The 20,372-nt window shown below is 43.5% G+C and carries 13 protein-coding genes; 7 read left to right on the top strand and 6 right to left on the bottom strand.

From position 1 onward, the window contains the following. Positions 1-9: 9 nt before the first annotated feature. The 3 genes from L4D12_RS08570 to L4D12_RS08560 are packed head-to-tail and all read left to right on the top strand — an operon-like array spanning position 10 to position 6,154. Complete coding sequence (locus L4D12_RS08570; RefSeq protein WP_428447408.1) at positions 10-2,421, top strand: hypothetical protein; 2,412 nt, start codon at positions 10-12, stop codon at positions 2,419-2,421. A gap of 11 nt (positions 2,422-2,432) precedes the next feature. Further along, on the top strand, positions 2,433-4,946 hold the full coding sequence (gene pigE, locus L4D12_RS08565; RefSeq protein ID WP_428447407.1) for a prodigiosin MAP biosynthesis aminotransferase PigE: 2,514 nt from the start codon (positions 2,433-2,435) through the stop codon (positions 4,944-4,946). A 41-nt stretch (positions 4,947-4,987) separates the two neighbouring features. Next, complete coding sequence (locus L4D12_RS08560; protein ID WP_428447406.1) at positions 4,988-6,154, top strand: acyl-CoA dehydrogenase family protein; 1,167 nt, start codon at positions 4,988-4,990, stop codon at positions 6,152-6,154. 145 nt (positions 6,155-6,299) lie between these two features. On the opposite strand, the gene L4D12_RS08555 is transcribed toward L4D12_RS08560, so the two are convergent. The 3 genes from L4D12_RS08555 to L4D12_RS08545 form a co-directional block, all read right to left on the bottom strand. Next, positions 6,300-6,533 (bottom strand): glutaredoxin family protein, encoded by a 234-nt coding sequence (locus tag L4D12_RS08555; protein WP_428447405.1) that lies wholly within the window; start codon positions 6,531-6,533, stop codon positions 6,300-6,302. A 125-nt stretch (positions 6,534-6,658) separates the two neighbouring features. Next, entirely contained in the window at positions 6,659-7,906 is a 1,248-nt protein-coding gene (locus L4D12_RS08550; protein ID WP_428447404.1) for an MFS transporter, read from the bottom strand. Then, a complete protein-coding gene (locus L4D12_RS08545) occupies positions 7,896-8,927 on the bottom strand; it encodes a helix-turn-helix domain-containing protein (protein ID WP_428447403.1) in 1,032 nt (343 codons plus the stop codon). Before L4D12_RS08545 ends, L4D12_RS08550 begins: the two co-directional genes overlap by 11 nt. A gap of 641 nt (positions 8,928-9,568) precedes the next feature. Here L4D12_RS08545 and L4D12_RS08540 point away from each other — a divergent pair. Both L4D12_RS08540 and L4D12_RS08535 read left to right on the top strand, forming a co-directional pair. Further along, the gene (locus tag L4D12_RS08540; protein ID WP_428447402.1) at positions 9,569-14,113 is read left to right on the top strand and encodes an SslE/AcfD family lipoprotein zinc metalloprotease; all 4,545 of its coding nucleotides are present in this window, start codon (positions 9,569-9,571) and stop codon (positions 14,111-14,113) included. 203 nt (positions 14,114-14,316) lie between these two features. After that, on the top strand, positions 14,317-14,691 hold the full coding sequence (locus L4D12_RS08535) for a Rid family detoxifying hydrolase (protein ID WP_428447401.1): 375 nt from the start codon (positions 14,317-14,319) through the stop codon (positions 14,689-14,691). Between the two features lie 97 nt (positions 14,692-14,788). Here L4D12_RS08535 and L4D12_RS08530 read toward each other — a convergent pair whose 3' ends face one another. Genes L4D12_RS08530 through L4D12_RS08520 form a run of 3 tightly spaced genes read right to left on the bottom strand, consistent with a single transcriptional unit; the run spans position 14,789 to position 17,282 of the window. Beyond that, positions 14,789-16,186: a winged helix-turn-helix domain-containing protein gene (locus L4D12_RS08530; RefSeq protein WP_428447400.1), complete on the bottom strand. Its 1,398-nt coding sequence runs from the start codon at positions 16,184-16,186 to the stop codon at positions 14,789-14,791. A 2-nt stretch (positions 16,187-16,188) separates the two neighbouring features. Beyond that, positions 16,189-16,668: a hypothetical protein gene (locus L4D12_RS08525; protein ID WP_428447399.1), complete on the bottom strand. Its 480-nt coding sequence runs from the start codon at positions 16,666-16,668 to the stop codon at positions 16,189-16,191. Beyond that, positions 16,650-17,282: a winged helix-turn-helix domain-containing protein gene (locus L4D12_RS08520; protein WP_428447398.1), complete on the bottom strand. Its 633-nt coding sequence runs from the start codon at positions 17,280-17,282 to the stop codon at positions 16,650-16,652. Before L4D12_RS08520 ends, L4D12_RS08525 begins: the two co-directional genes overlap by 19 nt. Before the next feature lie 333 nt (positions 17,283-17,615). On the opposite strand from L4D12_RS08520, the gene L4D12_RS08515 reads away from it, so the two are divergent. Beyond that, entirely contained in the window at positions 17,616-18,680 is a 1,065-nt protein-coding gene (locus tag L4D12_RS08515; RefSeq protein WP_428447397.1) for a porin, read from the top strand. Positions 18,681-18,699: 19 nt separating this feature from the next. Then, positions 18,700-20,310, top strand: coding sequence for an MFS transporter (locus tag L4D12_RS08510; protein ID WP_428447396.1), 1,611 nt, complete (start codon positions 18,700-18,702; stop codon positions 20,308-20,310). Positions 20,311-20,372 lie beyond the last annotated feature (62 nt).

Here is a 20,372-nt window from a genome sequence, read left to right as displayed (position 1 = left end):
AGAGTAAAAATGCATCATGACATAGGGATTTGTGTGATTGCACAGTCCCCCGCAGTGAGCCAAGGAATCCAGGATGTTATTGACAGGCTGAGTACCGCGTTAATTCAAGATGAATGGCCCCTTGACCCTTGGCAGCCAGATGCAAATGTTTCCCATTGTGTTCTGTTAGCACATATGCTGAAACAGGCTTGTGACTATCTGGTGTCTCATCAAAAAAAGCAGCAGTTTACGTTTACTGTCCTTACATTTACTTCGCTCGATGAGGCAAGGGCTGCGCTCCAGCCAGAATCGGCAGATAGTATTGATCTCGTGATTGCCGATATTGCCCTGATGGAAGGAAAAAGCGTAGAGCAAAATATCAGCAGTTGCTTCTACGACTTACATGCCTTATCAGCAGGTCGGTTGTCCCCTTATTCATTTGTATTATTGTTACCGCCATCAGCGGTTGGCATAGAGGCCAGATCTGAACTAGGCCAGGTTAATTTAAGTGTGCAGCAAAAAGATCCTGTGATTTGGGAAATGCAGGTACTTAAAAACGTGATGGATCATTTAGACAGTATATATATCAATAAATTGTTGGCACGAACACTGACATCAAAGCCTGTCATCTCAACGCCTGCACAGTATATTTATCGCTATATGGATCACCACTTCCATAATCGTTGGGATTTTCATTACTATATCGGTTCGATGATATCAGGGTTTATTGACTCGATGTTTCGTCTCTGTCAGCACTCAAATGTTCAGTGTGAGAGCGGGGCTAACGAGCACAGTTTAGCGGTGTCAGCATTGTGTGGTTGGCAGCTTTATCAGCGTGGGTATGTGGTTGCGATTACCTCGGGAATGATCGATGAATTCAGAGGGACGTTATATAACTTAAAACGGGCTCATGCCCCCGGAATCATTATCTGCGCGGATAGTGCTGAGAGTAATTGGTTTCCATTCCAGGGAACTATGCATACGGACTATGATGGACGAAAAGCTATCGAGGCAAAAGGGATCCCTTATGTGTATCTTGACGATAAGCTTACGTTAGTCGATAAACTGCCGGAAATTGTTCGGATAATGCAGGATCAGCCCGGGCCAGTTTTTGTGTTTGCAACTCAGCAAGCGCTCGAAACAACATTGCAAATAGGTTTGGATAGTGATGGCATTGAGCCCATAACCACTCAAGAAAAAGCCACTCCATCCTCTGAACTTTCAGCGGTGATGGAACTGATCAATAACTCTCATCGTCGGATCGTATGGCAATGTAGCCATCTTGATAATCAAGAGCGTGAGTTGGTGTACCAGATAGCCGAGCGAGCAGGGATCGCTTTGGTGGATACCATGATATCGCCTGGCTCCGTGTCTGATTATCGTGGCAGAGAGCCCGTTGAAAATTATATTGGCACGTTATCGGTGTATGGTTTTAACCGCAAAGTATTTCAGTATCTCCATCAAGACCAACAATTGGCAGAGCCTGATACACAGAGTGTTTTTTTTCTTAAAAGCAAAGTGGATCAGGCCTCTTCGCCGCTTTCCCCTGGTAAGCTGAAGAATAAGTGCCACATTGTTCAGGTTAATTACAAACCTCATCATATCTCACCTTTTACGGATCTGGCGGTTACCAGCCGTTTATTACCATTTTTACAATCGGTTTCTGAGTTGCTTGATGTGACACCAGAGGTACTGGCCTATCGACGAGCAGAGTTGAAACGTGTTCATGCTAGTCCTGAAACCATGCCTGTTGATTGGCTTCCTCAGCAACCCATGTCGCCCAATTATTTTTATGCGCATTTAAGTGAGCTGCTTCACGATCGGATCCAACATCATGATTATCAATATATTGGCGTATATGACGTAGGTCGTTGTGGTGTAAGCGCCATCAGGAATCTACCCAAAACGGGGTTAGGTTTCTCGGGGTGGTACGGACGAGCTTTAATGGGTGATGCCCTCATGGCGTTACCCTATTTAGCTCGTACAGCGTCACAAAATATATTGGCATTTGTGGGTGATGGTGCAAGGGATTTGGTGCCGAATATTGAACGACAGATAGAGCAGGCATTTTTGCATAACCCACATCGAGATAAGATAAATATTACTGTTTTTTATCTTTGTAATGGGGTGCTGTCGATGATCCAGTCATACATTGATAAACGCAGTGCGACAAATAATATTAAGCAGGTTGCGCTTCTTTCTCGTGATGAGAAACAAAAGGGGGCGACTTCTTCTCCTACTGCTGCATCAAGTCCAAATTTGTCGCCATCTTTACTAGTTAACAAAGATCGTTGGTCTGTTTTTGATGCAAATCGTTGTCTGCAATTGCTAGATACGCCTAAGAAAATTAATTTTATCGATGTGGTGCTATCCCATAACTCAGACGGTGATGGATTGAGCCTGTTGTCTGAAACTGCTTGGCATCGTATTAACGTAGCATAAGGATTTTTAACGTGAAATTTGGTTTTATAGCCCACCCAACATCGGTTGATCTGAAACGCCACACTAAACTGATTGATATCTTTACCCGAACAAGCCGAGAGCAGGCTGGAGGATTTGAATCACGCCATTGGCAGAAGCAAAATTTGGTACCATTTACTCGCTTTGAGAAGGTGGTGAGTGCGACAGGAGCGGAATGCAGTGGCATTGTGCATTATATGCCGTTGACGGCAGAAGAAATGTTGGCTCAGCCGAAAGTTATGACCGAGCGAGTCGTGGCGGGTATTGAGCAACTGAAAACAGAAGGCGCAGAGTTAGTTGGGCTTGGTGGGTTTACTGGGATTGTTGGCCAGCGTGGCATACAAACGGCTAAACATGCCTGCTTGCCAGTGACGACGGGGAATTCTCTGACCGCTTATGTGGCTTATCGTAACTTGCTTGATACGTTAGCTCATCTGAGTTTGGCTGAAGATGGTGCTGAGGTGGCAATTGTTGGCTTCCCTGGATCAATCGCCTTGGTTATTGCCCGTCTGTTATTGCCGCATGGCTTTCGGTTGCATTTGGTACACCGTAATCGACACCCTGGGCCTGAGCAATTAAAAGCTTATATTCCAGATAATTATCAGGGACAAGTTCGGTTCACAAATGACATCAGCGCATGCTATTCATCGGTATCCTTTTATGTGGCGGCGACCTCAACTGGTGGAGTGATCGATCCCGCTCAGCTTAAGCCCGGATCGGTGGTCGTTGATGCGGCTTTACCTCGTGACGTATTGCCACAGTCGACGCCTCGTGATGATATCTTGTTGATCGATGGCGGATTAATTTCAGCCAGTGAGGCAGTGTCGTTTGGCGGTGCACAGCCTGAGTTTGATCCAAAAATGTTTCTCAATGGTTGTTTAGCTGAAACCTTGATTTTAGCCCTTGAAGGGCGCAATGAAACATTTTCGATTGGAAGAGAACTTAATAGTCAACGGGTACTGGAGATTGGCGAAATTGCCGTTCGGCATGGGTTCAGCCCGACGCCCCTGGCGAGTTTGGGCCGCCGGATAAAAGCGCAAGACTGGGTCGCGATTCGTCAACATCATCAACCGAGCCAGCGAGCATCATTGCTACCTTCATCCGATATGGCAACGAAAGAGGAAACGACGGAGCGTTTTAAACAACATATTAATCCGGAAATGGCCAATTTTTACGCCCATAATCACCTTGAACGGGTCTTTGTAAAGGGAGAAGGGGCCACCCTGACTGATACGGAAGGAGTGGATTTTCTGGATTTTGTCGCAGGCTACGGGTGCTTGAATGTTGGTCATAATCATCCGGCGATCAGCGAAGCAATGACCGCTTACTTATCAGCAGCCCAGCCTACTTTTATTCAATATGTTTCCATGCCCTATCAGGCGTCTCTGCTGGCAGAGCATCTGGCCATGATCGCCCCGGGTGACTTATCACGTGTATTTTTAAGTAATTCAGGTACAGAAGCGATTGAGGCGGCGATCAAGTTGGCGTTAGCCGCGTCAGACAAAGGGCAATTGTTGTATTGTGATAATGGCTATCATGGCAAGACATTAGGGGCGCTATCAGTAACCGGGCGAGATAAACATCGTAAGCCGTTCGAGCCATTAATGACGCAATGTGAATCGATACCGTTTGGCGATCTCTCCACATTGGCGGCTCGCCTGGCAACTGGCAATGTTGCGGCTTTTATTCTCGAGCCTATTCAAGGTGAGGGTGGGGTGATCGTGGCGCCAGCGGGATATTTGAAGGCGGTACGTGAGCTGTGTCATCAATATGGCTGCTTGTTGATATTGGATGAAATTCAAACTGGTTTGGGTCGAACAGGGAAAATGTTCTGTTGTGAGTGGGAGCAGGTAGTGCCGGATATTTTAACATTATCGAAATCCCTCTCCGGCGGCATGATGCCGATTGGCGCGACAATTTCAACTGCCAAGGTATGGAATGCGGCCTATGGCAGTGTGGATCGTTTCGCACTTCATACGTCCACATTTGGTGGGGGGAACTTGGCTGCCACGGCAGCATTACGCACTCTGCAGTTGATTGAAGAAGAACAACTTGCGCAACAAGCCGCGTTGATAGGGGCGAAATTAAAGCAAGAGTTACTCGCAATCGCAGAGCAATATCCCTTTATTAAAGCAGTCAGGGGGCAGGGCTTGATGCTGGCGATTGAATTTGAGCAATCATTTAGTGGCAGTGTTGCTGCGACAGTGGATGAGCTGGCACACCGCTTTAGCTGGGATGCTGCAGGAACCTATCATTTACTCTCGGATAAAGCCAAATCACACATCAATGCGGCATTGGGTGAAATTGAGCAAGGCATGGAAGATATGTTTGTACTGCGTTTTGTGACCAAATTGGCTAAGGAGCATCAGGTTCTAACGTTCGTTACGGCCAATAGCAATAAAGTGATGCGGATACAGCCCCCATTGGTGCTGAGCCAAAGAGAAGCTGACCAATTCATTAATGCATTCCGCAGCGTATGCGATGACATGTCAACATTTCAAAATTAACGGGTACCACATTTTCAGAATCAATTGAAAGGATATTATTGATGACACAACTAACACAAGCCCAACAGCAGCTTGTTGAGCTGGCGCGTGAATTCACTAAGCAGCATCTTTTTCCGTTAGAGCAACTTGTGACAGAAAATGGTGAGCTTAGTTTTGATCAAGCAAGGGTAGTGACTGGGTTGGGCAAAGAGGCTGGATTATTTGCGACCAATATTGGTAATGAGTACGGTGGTGTAGGGCTAAGTGTTTTTGAAAACGTGTTGGTGCAAGAGCAGTTGGGTCATGCTAAAGATGTTTTAGTCCGCCGTGCGACAGGGAATATCTATGAGTGTTTAGCACTAGGCACACCTATCCAGCAAGAATCTTATTTGTTACCTGCTGTTAGAGGTGAGCGCTGGTGTTCACTGGCGGTGTCTGAGCCAGAGGCAGGATCGGATGTGATCGCAATAGAAACGTCGGCGAAAAAAACAGATGATGGCTGGTTACTTAATGGTCGCAAAATGTATATCAGTGATGCCGAATATTCTGATTATTTTATTGTGGCGGCGAAAACAGCTCCTGGGCTAGGGGCTAATGGTATCTCACTGTTTTTGGTTGATAAGAATGCGCCGGGTTTTTCGCTTGGCCAGCGTTTCAATATGATGGGTTTTATCGGTACCAGCCATAATGAACTTATTTTCGATAATATTAAGCTCAGTGATGATGCGCTGCTTGGTGATCTGAATAAAGGTTTCCAATTACTGTGTAATACTTTAGGCAAAGCGCGGTTAGCCAAAGTGGCTGCCCGTGGGTTAGGTAAGTGTGTTCGGTTACTGGATTTGATGACTGAGCATGCTAAAACACGACATCAGTTTGAGCAGCCTTTAGTGAGTAATGGCACTATTCAGAATATGTTGGCAGACAGCACGATGGAAATACGGGCGGCGCGGGCGTTACTGTGGGAAACGGCTCGAAGTATGGATAACGGCTTAGCCTGTCGAGAAGAAATATCAATGCTTAAAGTATTAGTGACCGAGCTTTTAGGTAAGGTTGCTGATCATGCCGTACAGATTTTTGGGGCAGCGGGGTGTCATGATGGACACCTGATCGAAAGTTGCTATCGAGATGCTCGTTTGTTTAGGATCATTGATGGTACGTCAGAAGTGCATCGTAATATTCTTGCTAAGTCTTTAGTGAAGAAAGGAGCACTGGCGGTTGTTGATATTTAGGTGATTGGCCAAATAGCGTGAATTGCATGAATTCAGACTGGTCTAACAGTTACCTACTGCCATTGGTGTAAGTAAAAAAGTGCTAAAGATAAACACGACCTAATAGAGCTATGCTGTTAGGTAGTGTTTATCGTTATGATTAGGATCAATCTTTAGCTTGAAGGATCGCTTCAAAGTTTTTCACGTTCCACCCCATTAAAATGCGGTCACCGATTTTGAGTACAGGAACTGATCTAGCCCCTGTGCTGGTAAATTCTTTTCTCCCCCGCGGCGAGCTTACATCAACTGATCTGAACGAGTAGCCTTTTGATTCCATATACCGTTGTGCATCTTTACAGTGTGGGCAGTTTTTTTGAGTGAATAATACGATGCGTTTCATTTTATGTTAACCGTGTACTGATTGTCCTTTTCCAACACTACCTTAACATCTCTATTTCAGCGAACTATTTTATGGAATTAGTGTGCAGAATAGATGCTAACTAAGTGCGGAATATTGATATGGATTTAGCTGGATGCCATCAATTCTGAATGGCGGTTCGATATCGTTGAGTAGATAACAATGATGGTTAATAGAGCGAGTAATAATAATGCAGCCCATACTGGAAGGGTTGGATTTATGTGGTGTAGGCTTGCGCCAAGCAGGGGGCCTGCGGCTAGCCCTAACCCTTTACCGACGGTATTGAGTGAGGCGACATAGGCTTGATTATTTGAATCGGCAGACAGACTGATCAGTGCGAGGTTAGACGGAAAAATTAAGCTCATTGAAAAACCGATGATCGTCATTGCGATGATCATCGCCAAGAAAGAGCTTGCGATAGCTAAACCCATTAACCCAATCATGCCGCCAATTAAGCCGAGAAATAGCCAACGCATTGGATGCTTGACGGAAAAGTAAGATAGTAGCGCTTGCCCTGCAGCCATACAAACCATCGTAGCAGTGAGTAGTGCCCCTCCTCCTTTTAGTGCATCTTGTGGCAGGTAGTTAAATTGGTCTTGAAGTCTGATCGCCGCTGTCTGTTGCAGTAATCCGTAGGATAGCAGAACGCAAAATGTGATCAGTAGATAAGGCCAAATGCGCTTTATGGGCAATGATGTTGAGAGCGGGTTTTTATGTGATGGTTTATGTGGTGCTAGAGCTGTAGGTTTTGTTGTGCTGATGAGTATTGAATCCAGAGGAAGGCGTACACATAGAATGACCATCAATCCGCCAAGAAACACTACAGACAAAGGAAAGAATGTTGTACCTCCTGCCATCGCTAAGCTACCGCCGATTAGGCTTCCAAAACCAAATGTTGCCCCAAGAATCCCCATGCCGGAAACGCGTCGATCTGCCGGTGTGAGCACAGCAATATAAGCTTGAGCGCTGGGCATTAAGCCCGCCACGCCCAGAGATTGAATAATGCGAAGGCTCAGTAATACAGTGAATAGCGTTGTGGTTGACCATAATAAGGTTGGCTGAAGCGCAATGAATGTCCCCGTCAAAAGTAAAAAAAAGGCGGTGATCAGAATACCACTGAATATCGCAGAGCGATGGCCTTGTCTATCAATGCGTTTCCCCCACCATGGTGCAGCCAGCATCATGGTAAAGGCGGATAGTGAAAGCAGAGCTCCAGTTTGTATATCAGTCATGCCTAATTCCCGGCCTGCGACAGGAAAGCTGATCATAAACAGACTGTGGGCAATGACATTGCAGATTAATAGCACCACAAGTGGTAGGAATCGACTCATGGGTGATATAAGTTTAGTAAGCATCAAGAGTTCCCTGACTTAGGTGCTGATTCCGATAGGCGACAGGTGTATTCCCCTCTTGCTGTCGAAAGGTTTGAGTAAAATGGCTGGCGCTGCTGAATCCACATTGAAAGGCAATATCAGTGATACTGTGTGTTTTATCTTTAAGATAAGTTTTGGCTAATGTTAGGCGGTATTCCCTTAGCCAACTGAATACCGTTTTGCCATAGGCTTTTTTAAAATCCCGGTTTAGCCGGGTATGACTCATCCCCACTTGCCGTGCAAGATCATTGAGCGCTGGTGGGCTCGTCAACTCAGAGATCAGAATAGATCGGGCTTTTTCGATGGCATTAATTTGTTGATGATTATTATTTAGTAAAGAGGGAAGTGAGAGCGATTGCGCTAATGGATGAAGCCAGTGAGCAAATAATTCAAGTGTACGGCCTTCTGCTTTAATTCGATCAAATGGAGTGTGTAATGGATTTTCCAGTAAGGGGGCAATCCATTCTTCATTGGCCTGCTGAACAGCAATCTGAGTAACAGGAGAGTCGAAAATACAGTTGAATTTGTTGTCTTGTTCAGAGAAAGCTTGTTTCAACCGTCGGGTTGGGATTTTTAGTACAGCCATTTCATGTTTGATATGTGCTGAACTAAAGCGAAAAAGTGGCTGATGCCGAAGATTAAATAGCCATATTTCACCAGCGTTGATGCAATAGGGTTGGTTGTTGGCAGAGAAACCAAGCTGACTTTGTCCATTGATGCCAAACACCATTAGCGTTGTATCGCTTTGGTAATCAATTTTTGATAGTAAGGGTTGCTCGCTATGATAGTAACTCTTGGTAAAACAGACGTTTTTACAAAGTTGGAAACAGCGGAAATGGTTTTGGTTGTGCTGTTTAGGTAAATAAATATCGTACCAACCCATAGTCTGATAGGCGGAGCGCTGGTGAATAGCGGGAGTGATGTTGTGAATTTGGTAAGCAAGAGGATCTGAGACACTGACTTGCTTGATGATTCCTTGTTGAAATAGCCTGACGTTATTCATTTTGTCTCATAATTGTAATGATTATCATTTACCTGTTAGTGTTAAATATTTGTTTATGACATGCAATGCGTACACGCTAGAGTGATCGAACTTGTCACAGCATGCTTTAGAGTTTTCATACTTATTTGCTTAAAGTGAGAACAAAATCACAGAATGAGGGTGTTTATGTCGAAGTGTGTATTGTTATTTAGATAGTTAAATTGTGATTGGGAAATAAGAGTTGAGCTTTTATTGAATAAAAAAATGATGAAATTTTTTTATTATTACCATTAATTTTTTGTACGGTGAGAGCCAATTATTTGACGATATGATCATTTGGATAATGATTAAACCTAAAACAGGGAAGATGGTGACAAAAAACCGTTACTATGCGCGCCGTGAATACGGCAAAAGTGACTATTGTTGTTGATTGGTGAATAATTTATCTCATTATATTTAAGAGGTATTTTAATATGAATATTGTACCGGATACTTCAAATGATTATTCCAATGTATACTGCCGTTGTAAAACTGGCATTGGAGATAATGCTGGATTTAGCCGTTAAATTAGACTAATTCTAGCAACCAGATCGGGGTTAGCAGACGTCTATTTTACAAAAAAATTAAAATTAGTAGATATCAGTTAACGAGTAACGCTCAGCATGAATAATAAATTACTATTAACGACTTTAGTGACGTTGGCTTTGGTCGGCTGTAAGGATGAACATAATCATCCGATGACCAATCCGGATGTGCCAACAACGCCTCTTGAACCGAGTCAGCCTTTACCGACGCTTCCTGGCGGGGAATTACCAGATATTGGTGTTGACGACCCAATGATTGCGGGTGAATTGTCTTTAGACAGTCATCTGGTATTTGGTGCATCAGTTCAATGTAATAGTCAGCCAGCGAATGCTTTTGAATTTTCGCAACGCGATACCGTTATTTGTCGAAAAGACGATTTAGTCTTAGCGACATTTACTGATGTGTTTGATTATGAAAGCATGGCAGCTCGAACCAATGTCTCACGCCATCGCCTGATGTTAGAAAGTGCCGATGAATTTATTGATGCCCCGTCACAAGCGAAGAATGCTATCTTCTTAATTAAAAATATGGCATTGACCACGGGCGATCAAGTTGAATTAACGTTTACAAGTTCAAAAGATAAATTGAGCTTTGAAAACTTGTACACTAATGATTTAACGATGGACGAAGAGGCTTTTCGTAAGCTGATTTTGGAAGAAGAAGCTAATGATAGCTTGACAGATAAAGCGCCGACAACGCACGTGCCTGATATTGAGCCGGAAGTTTCACCTGGTGCATCGAGCGATCTGAATAGTAGTTTTATCTCTGCAAGTGCAGAAGAAAGCCTGCAATATAAGCCGAAAGAAACGATTTTAAGTAAAGCTGTTTTGACCGACACAAACGGCTTGCCAGTACAAGGTCTATCATACTTTAGTGCTTCTGCTCGTGGAAAAACAAATGCGTTAGGTGAGTTTGAGTTCCTATGGGGTGAAGCTATCAGCTTTGGCGTCGATACTTTCGAGCTAGGTTCAGTGCGTGGTAACCAGACAAGCTTCACATTAGTCGATTTGGGTGAAGAGCAACGTGGACGCAATGCTGAAGCGCTTTTGCATCGCTATGGTAAAGTCGAAAACGGCAGCTTGTTATTAGGTGATAATATTGAAGCCGTGTTTGCCCAATACCCGAACGTGATTAATGAAATCATATCGCTTTCACTGAATGATAAAGATACTGAACTTGAGGTTGGCGGTGGTTTGACTCAAGTTGTTGAAGCTGAATTTGATAAACAATTTAGTCTAGGTTTAGCCGCGAATATTGATCAAGCCATTTGTGGTGGTAGTTGTTCACCAAAACGCTATGAGCGAGCTATTACTTTTCGACAGGCAAAGAATGACTTATCCAACATTCAAGCCGATATAAATAAATTATGGGGTATTGATGAGAATTGGCGTCCGGTAAATCGTTTTCACGTATTCCATGACAGTACTAACTTTTATGGTAGTACTGGTAGTGCGCGTGGGCAGGGCGCAGTCAATATCTCTAATACTGCATTTCCGGTAATGATGGCACGTAACGATAATAATTACTGGTTGTCGTTTGGTGAGAAGAAAGCATGGGACAGCCGTGGCCTAGCTTATATCACGGAAGCTCCGTCAAAAGAGCAACCAGAGCGTGTTGGTGCAAATACTGCAACATTTAACTTGCCATTTATTAGTATCGGTGAGCTTGGTAAAGGTAAAGTCATGGTAATGGGCAATGCCCGTTATAACAGTGTATTGGTGTGCCCAAATGGTTACAGTTGGAATGGTTGGGTGAATAGTGCCACTGGTGAGTGCGGTATCAATACTGATAGTGATGATATGAAGCATTTCTTCCAGAATACGTTCCGTTACCTTACTAACGGTAAAAGTAATTTAACGGTAGGTACGAATATTCCTCATGTTTATTTCAAGCGTCACGGACAAACGGCGGGTAATAATGCGGAATATGTCATTGACCCGGTATTCGGTGTTGATACTACAGAGCAGATGAATAGCTTTGATGGATTGGACCCGTTGACTATGCCTCTGCTAATCATTAATGGTTTTGAGTATAAGATCCATCCAAATGGTAATCATTATTTGTTACCAATGACGGCGGATTTGAATCAGCCGAAGCTAACACAAGAAGATGCGACAGCATTGATTGATTATGTTAGCCGTGGCGGTAGTGTACTCGTCATGGAAGCGATAGAGAACAGTAGCGATATCGGTCCATTAGCGCGTCTGTTGGATAGTGCTGGTATCGCGTTTGGTATGGGAGGGTCTGTTGTGCCTAATGGCAATGGCCCGAGTAATGCGCGTCCGGATAAACCGCATACACATAGCCAATATGGTACTTGGATGATCTCTCGCTACGCGGCGGTGAGTCCAGGAGAGGGAGAGTTACCTAAACTGCCTTACACCATTGACAGCGAAGGCAAAGTGATTTGGGACTTCATTGTTGACAATAAGCCAGACGATAAGCCAAATTTAGAATTAGCTACATGGGTTACAGAGAATGACGCGGGTGAAGTGACGACAAATACAGCTCATATTTCTGAAGCTGATCATTTTGTGAAAGATGCAAAAGGTAATGTTGTTACTCGTGGCGGCGAGCCTGTGATTGATGTGCGTTCATTAGCTAAAGCGAAAGCGCGAATTTTAGATGCTTTTGCTGTGAATGGTAAACGAACTTATCAAGAGTGTAGTGACAGTACGTATCACTATGAGGTGAATTGCTTGGAGTACCGCCCGGGTAATGGTGTTCCTGTTACCGGTGGTATGTATGTTCCGGCATATACTGAACTTAGTTTGGGTGATGCAGAAGCGCGTGCAATGGTTAAGGCTGCCGATTTGGGCACCAATATTGAGCTTTTGTTCCAGCATGAGCGCTACTTCCGTTCCGGAGGTAAGCAAGGTGAGCGCCTGAGCAGTGTGGATCTTAACCGTATTTACCAAAACATGACGGTCTGGCTATGGAATAACCTAGATTATCGTTATGAAGCAGGCAAAGATGATGAATTGGGTTTTGAGCGATTTACGCAGTACCTTAACTGCTACACCAATAACCAGGCTCAAGGTGGGACAGAATGCCCAATAGCGCTAAAAAATCATCTGGTCAGTTTGAATATGGTATACGGTGAAGATGACGCTGATTATATTGGTATGGTTAACCCTAGCTACCCTTTGAATTACATGGAAAAGCCATTGACTCGTTTGATGCTTGGTCGTTCATTCTGGGATTATGATGTAAAGGTTGATGTTCGCCAATTCCCTGGTGAGCCGTCAGGCACTCAGGGTGGCGCTTCGCTAACGCTTGATATGGCGAATTACAGTGCCATGTGGTATGCGGGCAATCGTCAGCCGACAGGACAGTGGGCTGTTGCGCACCAACCATTTACAGTTTCAGTATCGGGAAATGAACTACCAGTAACAGTAACAGTGGCGTTGCACGATGATCTTACTGGCCGTGAAAAGCATGAACTGGGTCTGCGTCGTCCGCCTCGGATGACGAAGAGCATGACTATCGCTAGTGGCACCGAGACAATGACAGTACCTTATGGTGGCTTGATCTATGTTCAGGGCGGTGCGAGTGAAAGTGTCAATATTAGTTTGTCAGGCACAGTGGATGCACCGCTGTTTGATGTGCGAAAAGGCTGGGTTAATCCAATGACATCGCCTGCACCGATTGGTGAAGTGGTATCCAGCAGTTTCGTGTACACCGCACCGAAAAATAACCTTAATGCAAATCGTTATAAAGGGGATTTAGGAACCTTTGCATCTGAACTTGACCAATTTGCAGATGACCTGAATGACTTCTATGCACGTGATGAAGCATTTGGTGGCAGGAATAACCGCAAAGCAACGGACACATCAATGCCAAACAACCGTCATCATTTTGTGAATGATGTGGCGATCAGCATTGGTGCTGCGCACTCAGGTTACCCAGTGATGAATAGCAGTTTCAATGTGAATAGCTCTGACTTGAGTACTACACCTCTTAATGATTGGTTGCTTTGGCATGAAGTGGGCCATAACGCCGCTGAAGCACCATTCAATGTTGAAGGGGCTACGGAAGTTGTGAACAATATCCTTGCGTTGTACATGCAAGATAAATACTTAGGTAAAATGACGCGTGTTGAGCAAGATATCCGTATTGCACCTACATTTGTTGCCACAGAGAACGGTCATGCATGGGCTGCTGGAGGCGCAGGTGAACGTTTAGTGATGTTTGCTCAGCTGAAAGAGTGGGCGGAAACTGAGTTTGATATTACTCAGTGGTATCAAGGTGACGTACCAGCATTTTATGATACGACGACGGCAGGCATGAAAGGTTGGAATATGTTCAAGCTAATGCACCGTTTAACCCGTAATCAATCAGAGGATGCCTTAAACCTGAAAGGCGATAATATGTGCTATGGCCAAAATCTTGAGCAAAGTGATAAGTTGATGGTGTGTGCATCTTATGTTGCTCAGACAGATCTAACTGACTTTTTTGATGCTTGGAATCCAGGTTCAGTCGCTAATATCTACCCAGGTGTTAATACGCCAGTTTATATTCCAGCAATCAGTCAGGCGGGCATGAGAGTTGTTGATGGTATGAATCTCAAAGTACCGTTGCGTGATCCTTTGAAGATAGATTCAATTACGGTTCGCCAGTAACTGACTATCCAAATTAAATAACCGAGCCCTCAGATTTCAACTGAGGGCTTTTTTATTTAGCATCATACAAAGTTAATGAGTATTTCTGAATTAGTGGCATATCTTTCTACAAAATCTGGTTTTTATGGGTGTTTGTATAAACATTTTCTCTCTGTAGTGCGATATATTGTCACTAGTGTTAACTATAAGACATAGGCAAAATAATGACTCAAACAATCAATACCGTGAATGCACCTGCTGCTGTTGGCCCATATGTACAGGGTAAACTGTTTGGTAATATGTTGATGACCTCTGGTCAGCTGCCAATTAATCCGGCAACAGGCACTATGCCAGAAGATGTCGCGGATCAAGCTAAGCAATCGCTAGCAAATGTTGAGGCTATTGTGAACGAAGCGGGCATGACAAAAGCGAACATCGTTAAAGCAACTGTATTTGTGAAAGACCTTAACGATTTCGCGACAGTGAATGCGGTATATGCTGAATTTTTTGGTGACGATTGCCCAGCGCGCAGCTGTGTGGAAGTCGCTCGCCTACCTCTTGATGCGAAAGTTGAAATTGAAGTGATTGCTGCAAAGTAATCTGAGTTCGTTATCGTACGTTGAATAATGCGATCGAAAATTCAGAATCGGCCACAACCTACGTTGTGGCCTTTTTTCTTGCGTCAGTCAACAGTTGCTAGCCCTGCATCTCTTTAACATTGGGTTGCTGCTTGCCTTGCGACGAGGTTTCAAACAACAGGTGTTGAATGATTTGCTTCGTCGAATCATCCGGTTTCATGGAGAAAGCGCGGCGATAAGCTATATTTGCTTGGAATTGTTTGCCTTCAGCTTCAGCTATTTTTCCCGCAATGATATTACTTAAACAAGATTCACGAATAGCAACGGCTTTAGCTAAGTAATCCTTTGTGATTTGTAAGTTGTCTTTTGAAAAATGGCGTATTGCAAGGGCTTCGTAGTAAATGGGTGGGTGAATAGGGTGGTTAATATCGAGCATTGCCTGGTACATAGTTTGGTATTCATCCATGCTTATACTATTTGGTTGGAGCTCCATCAACATATTAGCGGCAATCAATCGCTCAGCAGCGGCAATTTCAAAGGATGGGTTGATCCGTAGCACTTCATCATACAGTTTTATTGCGTTATACAGTGATCGTGGTGTAATAGTGTTAGAGGCATAATGTGCTTGATACATTAAGTTTAAGCGCTCACTATCCGTTGGATAGTGTTTGTCGAGTTCGGCAATGATTGCGTGATCAAACGGATTTTCCATTTTAGATTCAATATCCGTTAATATTTTTTTTGCTGCTTGTGTTAGCGCTTCGCCATCAAGCGGGTATTGATGTTCAAATATGCGCTCTTTATTGATATTATCATCAAGGTAAAACATCAGTACAGGTTTGCCATTTAATTCAAAAACGTCCCCCGATATGATTAATGCGGCATTATTTGAAAAATCATTGTTATCATCATAAATTAAAGAAGAGCGATAATGTCCTTGTTGATTAATGCGGTAATTGATCAGATCACTCAGACCAAAAGCCAAGTGTTGATACTCTTCTGGGCTCGAGAAGGTAATAAAAGCCACTTTATACAAGTTTACATCATTGGTCTTTGGGGTATGTGAAACCCAAAGAGAAGCCGCCAGAGTAGAAATTACCGCAATGATCAGTACCGCTAATAATGAGTATAAAATAAAGGTTTTTGGCTTAGCGGCTACCGTTGCTGTAGGTGGTACAGCAACTTCATTGGTACTGGTATGGCAGGGGACTTTTTGTACATCAGCATCTAAAACGTATCCAGCTTTTGGCCGTGTTTTCACTAATTTTTTATAATCAGGATGAATTTCCCCTAATGCTCGGCGTAAATCACTGATCGCCTGCGTGAGGGAGTGGTCACTGACATAATCACGACGCCATACTTCAGAAATAATCTTATCTCGTGATAAGGTTTCTTTGGGGTGTTGAGCCAATAATTCAAACAGTTGTGATGTTCGATGATTGAGGGTGATGCTTTTTTCAGCTTGTTTGATTGTGCGTTCATTAGAATCAAACACAAAATCGTGAATAAAGAACATAGCTAAATTCCTTTCTCAAATAACGTTCCAAAGGCGTGCTCAGTTCCTACAGAATAAGAAAAATACATTTTGTTTTCATCGATGAGTGCAATAGAGGCCATAAGAAAATGTCCCATAATTGGAATGTCTAGAGTGTCTTTTTCTCTCAATTGCTCTAACCAAATAGTTTTTCGTTCTTTTACCGAAAAAAGCACTGTATTACCTGAGTGCTCTATGTAATCTAAATCTAATTTGAAGGCAAATTTTGACTTGTTTTCAGATTCAGCGATCAATGATAAGACAATCTTCTTTTCTTGAATTAACGCATTGATATCGTATTTTAATTGTCCTGTTGACGTCGTCAGTTCCGATTGTCCATTCCAGACGCCTTGTATTTCATTGAGAGGCGTTGATGTACGGTGATGAAAGTTTAGTCCTCCTAAGAAAAAACAAATGGCTGAAAAACTGATAATAAGGCTAACTTTTATAGAATGTTTTTGCATCGCATCACCTTATTGTTGTACTCGCAATATCGATAACCGATCTCCGTATGTTCGATGTATGTGGTTACTTTAGGGCTAGCATGAGCAGTAAAGCGAGCTTTCTCTATCGCTGATGGTGCAAACATATACACAATTTTACCATCAATCTCAGTAGGTCCTGGTAAGGAAGGAATCCCAACTTGAGATCCTAAGTAGAAAGCGATAAAACCGACGAGAAGCCAACTCAATACAATGGGTAAATAGATAAAGCGTTGACGTTTACTCTGGCGGATGTTGATATTTTTATAAGCAATAAAAGTGGGACTTGCGCCAAGAATATAGCCCGTTTTGGGAATGGTGCGGATTAAGGTTCTTTCAGTGTCATTGAGATCATCACGTAAGGTTTTAATCGCTTGATTTATGGTTGAGTCAGTAACGTATGAATTATTCCAAAGCGTACACTGGATAACATCACGCGTAGCGGCATGTGGGTGTTGTTTTACCAAAATATGCAGCAGTTCATTTTCCCTTCCTTTTAACATAATTCGTTGATTGGATTTGACCACAACGCCTTCTGTGGGGGAATAGAGAAAATCATCGAATTGATAATGATCACTTTGTAATCCATGCATCATTCGTCATCCAATTTTTTCAAACAATGGTAAGACTCATTATTTTATATATCTATCAAGAATATGTCGTTGCGAAGGGTCACACTCTTTGTGCGTTTGAGGTTTTTTTGAGGTTTTGGTATCTCTTGAGGAGATAAATTCATTTTTTTACAGATAGTTAGAAGTATCAGAATGAATAAAAATGTCGATATGATTTTTATTTGAGGTATCTGAATTAGCGATCTTGCATTGTATTTCCAAGCGAAAACGGAGGTGGCTGCTCGATGAGTGAGCCGGTACATAGAGAGAAACGGCCTTTGGATTCAATCTCGTTAGAGACATTCTTGGAGATACAAAATGAAAACGACAAGGAGTGTATTAGGTATCAGTTTACTTCTTTTATCCCACAGCGCAGCGGCGATAGAAGTGGCACAAATTGATACCGCGACCCTTCAGTTTGGTGGATGGATTGCAACAGAGTACAGTCATAATCTGGATGATAGCCCGTATGATTTAGGTTTTAACTCAAGTGCATCTCGGCTTTTCTTTGCGGGTGAAAATAGAATCAGTGATGATCTTATTGCCTATGGAAAATTGGAATATGCCATTGCATTTAGTGATATTGAAGATAATGAGTTTAAGACTCGTCTAGGTTATATCGGTTTACGGGGACAATACGGTGCCATTGAAGCGGGTAAAGTTTGGTCGCCGTTTTATGACATTGCCATGTATTCCGATACGACATTCAGCAATAAAGATACCGCGACAGGAGCATTCTTCGCACCAGCATCGGAAGTGGGTGGTTTTGGCCGCGCTGATAATTCAGTGAAATACACGAATTTATTTCCACTTGGTAGTGGTCTCGTATTAGTTGGAGCAATAGTCGGGGACCAAAATGATCAGGCGATCACTGACACAATCTCGGTTAGTACCACTTATGGTGCATCGCTTCGTTATTCTCAAGGTGGTCTACAGTTTGGTGTCGCTCACCAAGTCGCGAATGCGGATGGACTCGCCAATGGTGATGATGCCATTAGCGCTACCATTATGGGGGCGATGTATAACAATAAGTACATCATGATCGGGGGGAACTACACCTTTGGTAACAATAACCAAAAAGATTTTGGTATGTCTCCGGTCTCTTCTGACATGGTTGATTCAACCGGTATTGAAGTGTTTGCTCACTATCGTTTTTCCGAGAGTTGGAAGGCGTATGCTGGTTATAACGGCTTAACAACGGAAAATGACAACTACACTACGAAATTCGCCAATGTCGGTGTACTCACGAATTTCGACCAGAAATTGGCAATCTATTCTGAATATCGCATTGATATCGACACAACCAATAACAGCTTATTTGTAGGTGATGCTCTATCTATTGGCATTATCTATTTCTTCTCTGATTACCCTCAATACTTTTAATGGATGGCAGGATTTTATTATGGATATGACAATCAATAATGAAAAAAAAGCAGGCTTAGCCGTATGGTTACCTTTATGGGTGGTTTGCTTTGCACAGGTTGGTACTTCGGGCGATAACTCCGTGTTATCGATGTCGACCAATGAATTTATTAGTCAACTTAATGCTTCAATGAATCAAGTTCAATTAGCAAACATTGTTTACAGCTTATTAGCTGGGGCGCTAATGGTATTTGGCGGCATGATGGGTATTGCGAAAGGCTTTAAGAAAGTCTTTATGACCGGTGCTGCGTTATGTGCTGCAGGTGAAGCGTTAGCTGTTGTTTCGCCGAATATGGACATTTTAATTTGGGGGGCACGATCGCTAACTGGATTGGGTGCAGCACTCATGATCCCATCAGTGCTTGGGATCATTGTTTCCCTGTACGAGGGGAAAGATCGAGCTGTTGCCTTTGGTGGCGTCGGCGCGGCGACAGGGGTTGCTGCCGTTGTTATGCCAATAGGCGCGGGGATTATTATGGATGCCTCTGGCTATCAGGCGGCATTCTCAACCATGTCTGGTTGGTTTGTGATTGTGCTTGTAGCGGCATGGAAATTTATTCCAGAGATCAAACCGGCACAAATGCGTGTGGATTATGTGGGAACGGTTGCTGCGTCAATGGGTCTACTTGCCTTCATCATCGGTTGTTCAAAGGTGTCTGAGTGGGGGTTGATTGAGCCATTAGTGGCACCGTTTACCGTGTTTGGTATGTCACCAGCGCTACCTCTTGCGCTGGCGGGTATCGCCATTCTTGTTATTACCATGGTCATCGAAAAAAACATTGAAACTAAGCATGGCGCGGCACTGATACCTCAATCCTTTATTAAAACACGTCAAGTACGTAATGGTTTGTATGTAACAGGATTGATTTTCGCTGTATTTGGCGCCGCTTTCTTCGTGACCCTGTCTTGGATCATGGTTGTAGCAGGTAAAGGCGGGGCTGCAACTGGTGTCGCAATGGCTATTATGGCTGGTCCTATGATTGTACTGTCATTAGGGATTCCAAAAAAATTCAGTCATTTATCACCACGAATGGTCGTTATAGGATCAACGGCGGCGGTATGTTTCGGTGCTTTATCAATGGCTTACTCCTTGCAGCCTGATGGATTCACCCCTGTCCTAATGTACTTAGGTTTGGTGCTACTGGGGTGTGGTCAAGGTGGTTATGCTTCTCAGTCTGCAATGATTGTCGCATCGGCGTTAAACCCTCGTGATGCGGCGCAATCTGGTGGTATTCAATGCTCAACGCGTAACGTTTGGCAGGCTGCGGGTGTGGCAATCATTGGTGCGGTGCTGCTCTTTAGTTCAACCGCACTCTATAAGTCAGAAATTGAAGCCAGCACGGTTGCACCAGTAGTTAAACAATATGTAGCTGAAACGCCAATTCATGGATTTATGGCGAACCAAGCCATGCTTGATCAGTTAACAGCGGTTGGTGCAACTGAGTCACAAGCCCAAGAAGCATTAGTTATTTATAAAGATATTCGTATCGAGTCTGCGCAATACGCGTTCTGGTCACTAATCTTGTTTGTCTTACTGCATATTCCGGGCTTTATGGGTATTCCAACGCAAGGTTGGACTCAAAAACCGTAATGTGACTAATACAGCGTTAAACAAAATAATACTTAATAAACTCGCTGCCTTAATAAAGGTAG

The sequence above is a fragment of the Photobacterium nomapromontoriensis genome (assembly GCF_050336815.1).
Taxonomy (GTDB): domain Bacteria; phylum Pseudomonadota; class Gammaproteobacteria; order Enterobacterales; family Vibrionaceae; genus Photobacterium; species Photobacterium nomapromontoriensis.
The sequence above is the reverse complement of the archived record's forward strand: the minus strand, read 5'-3'. Positions and strand labels throughout refer to the sequence as shown.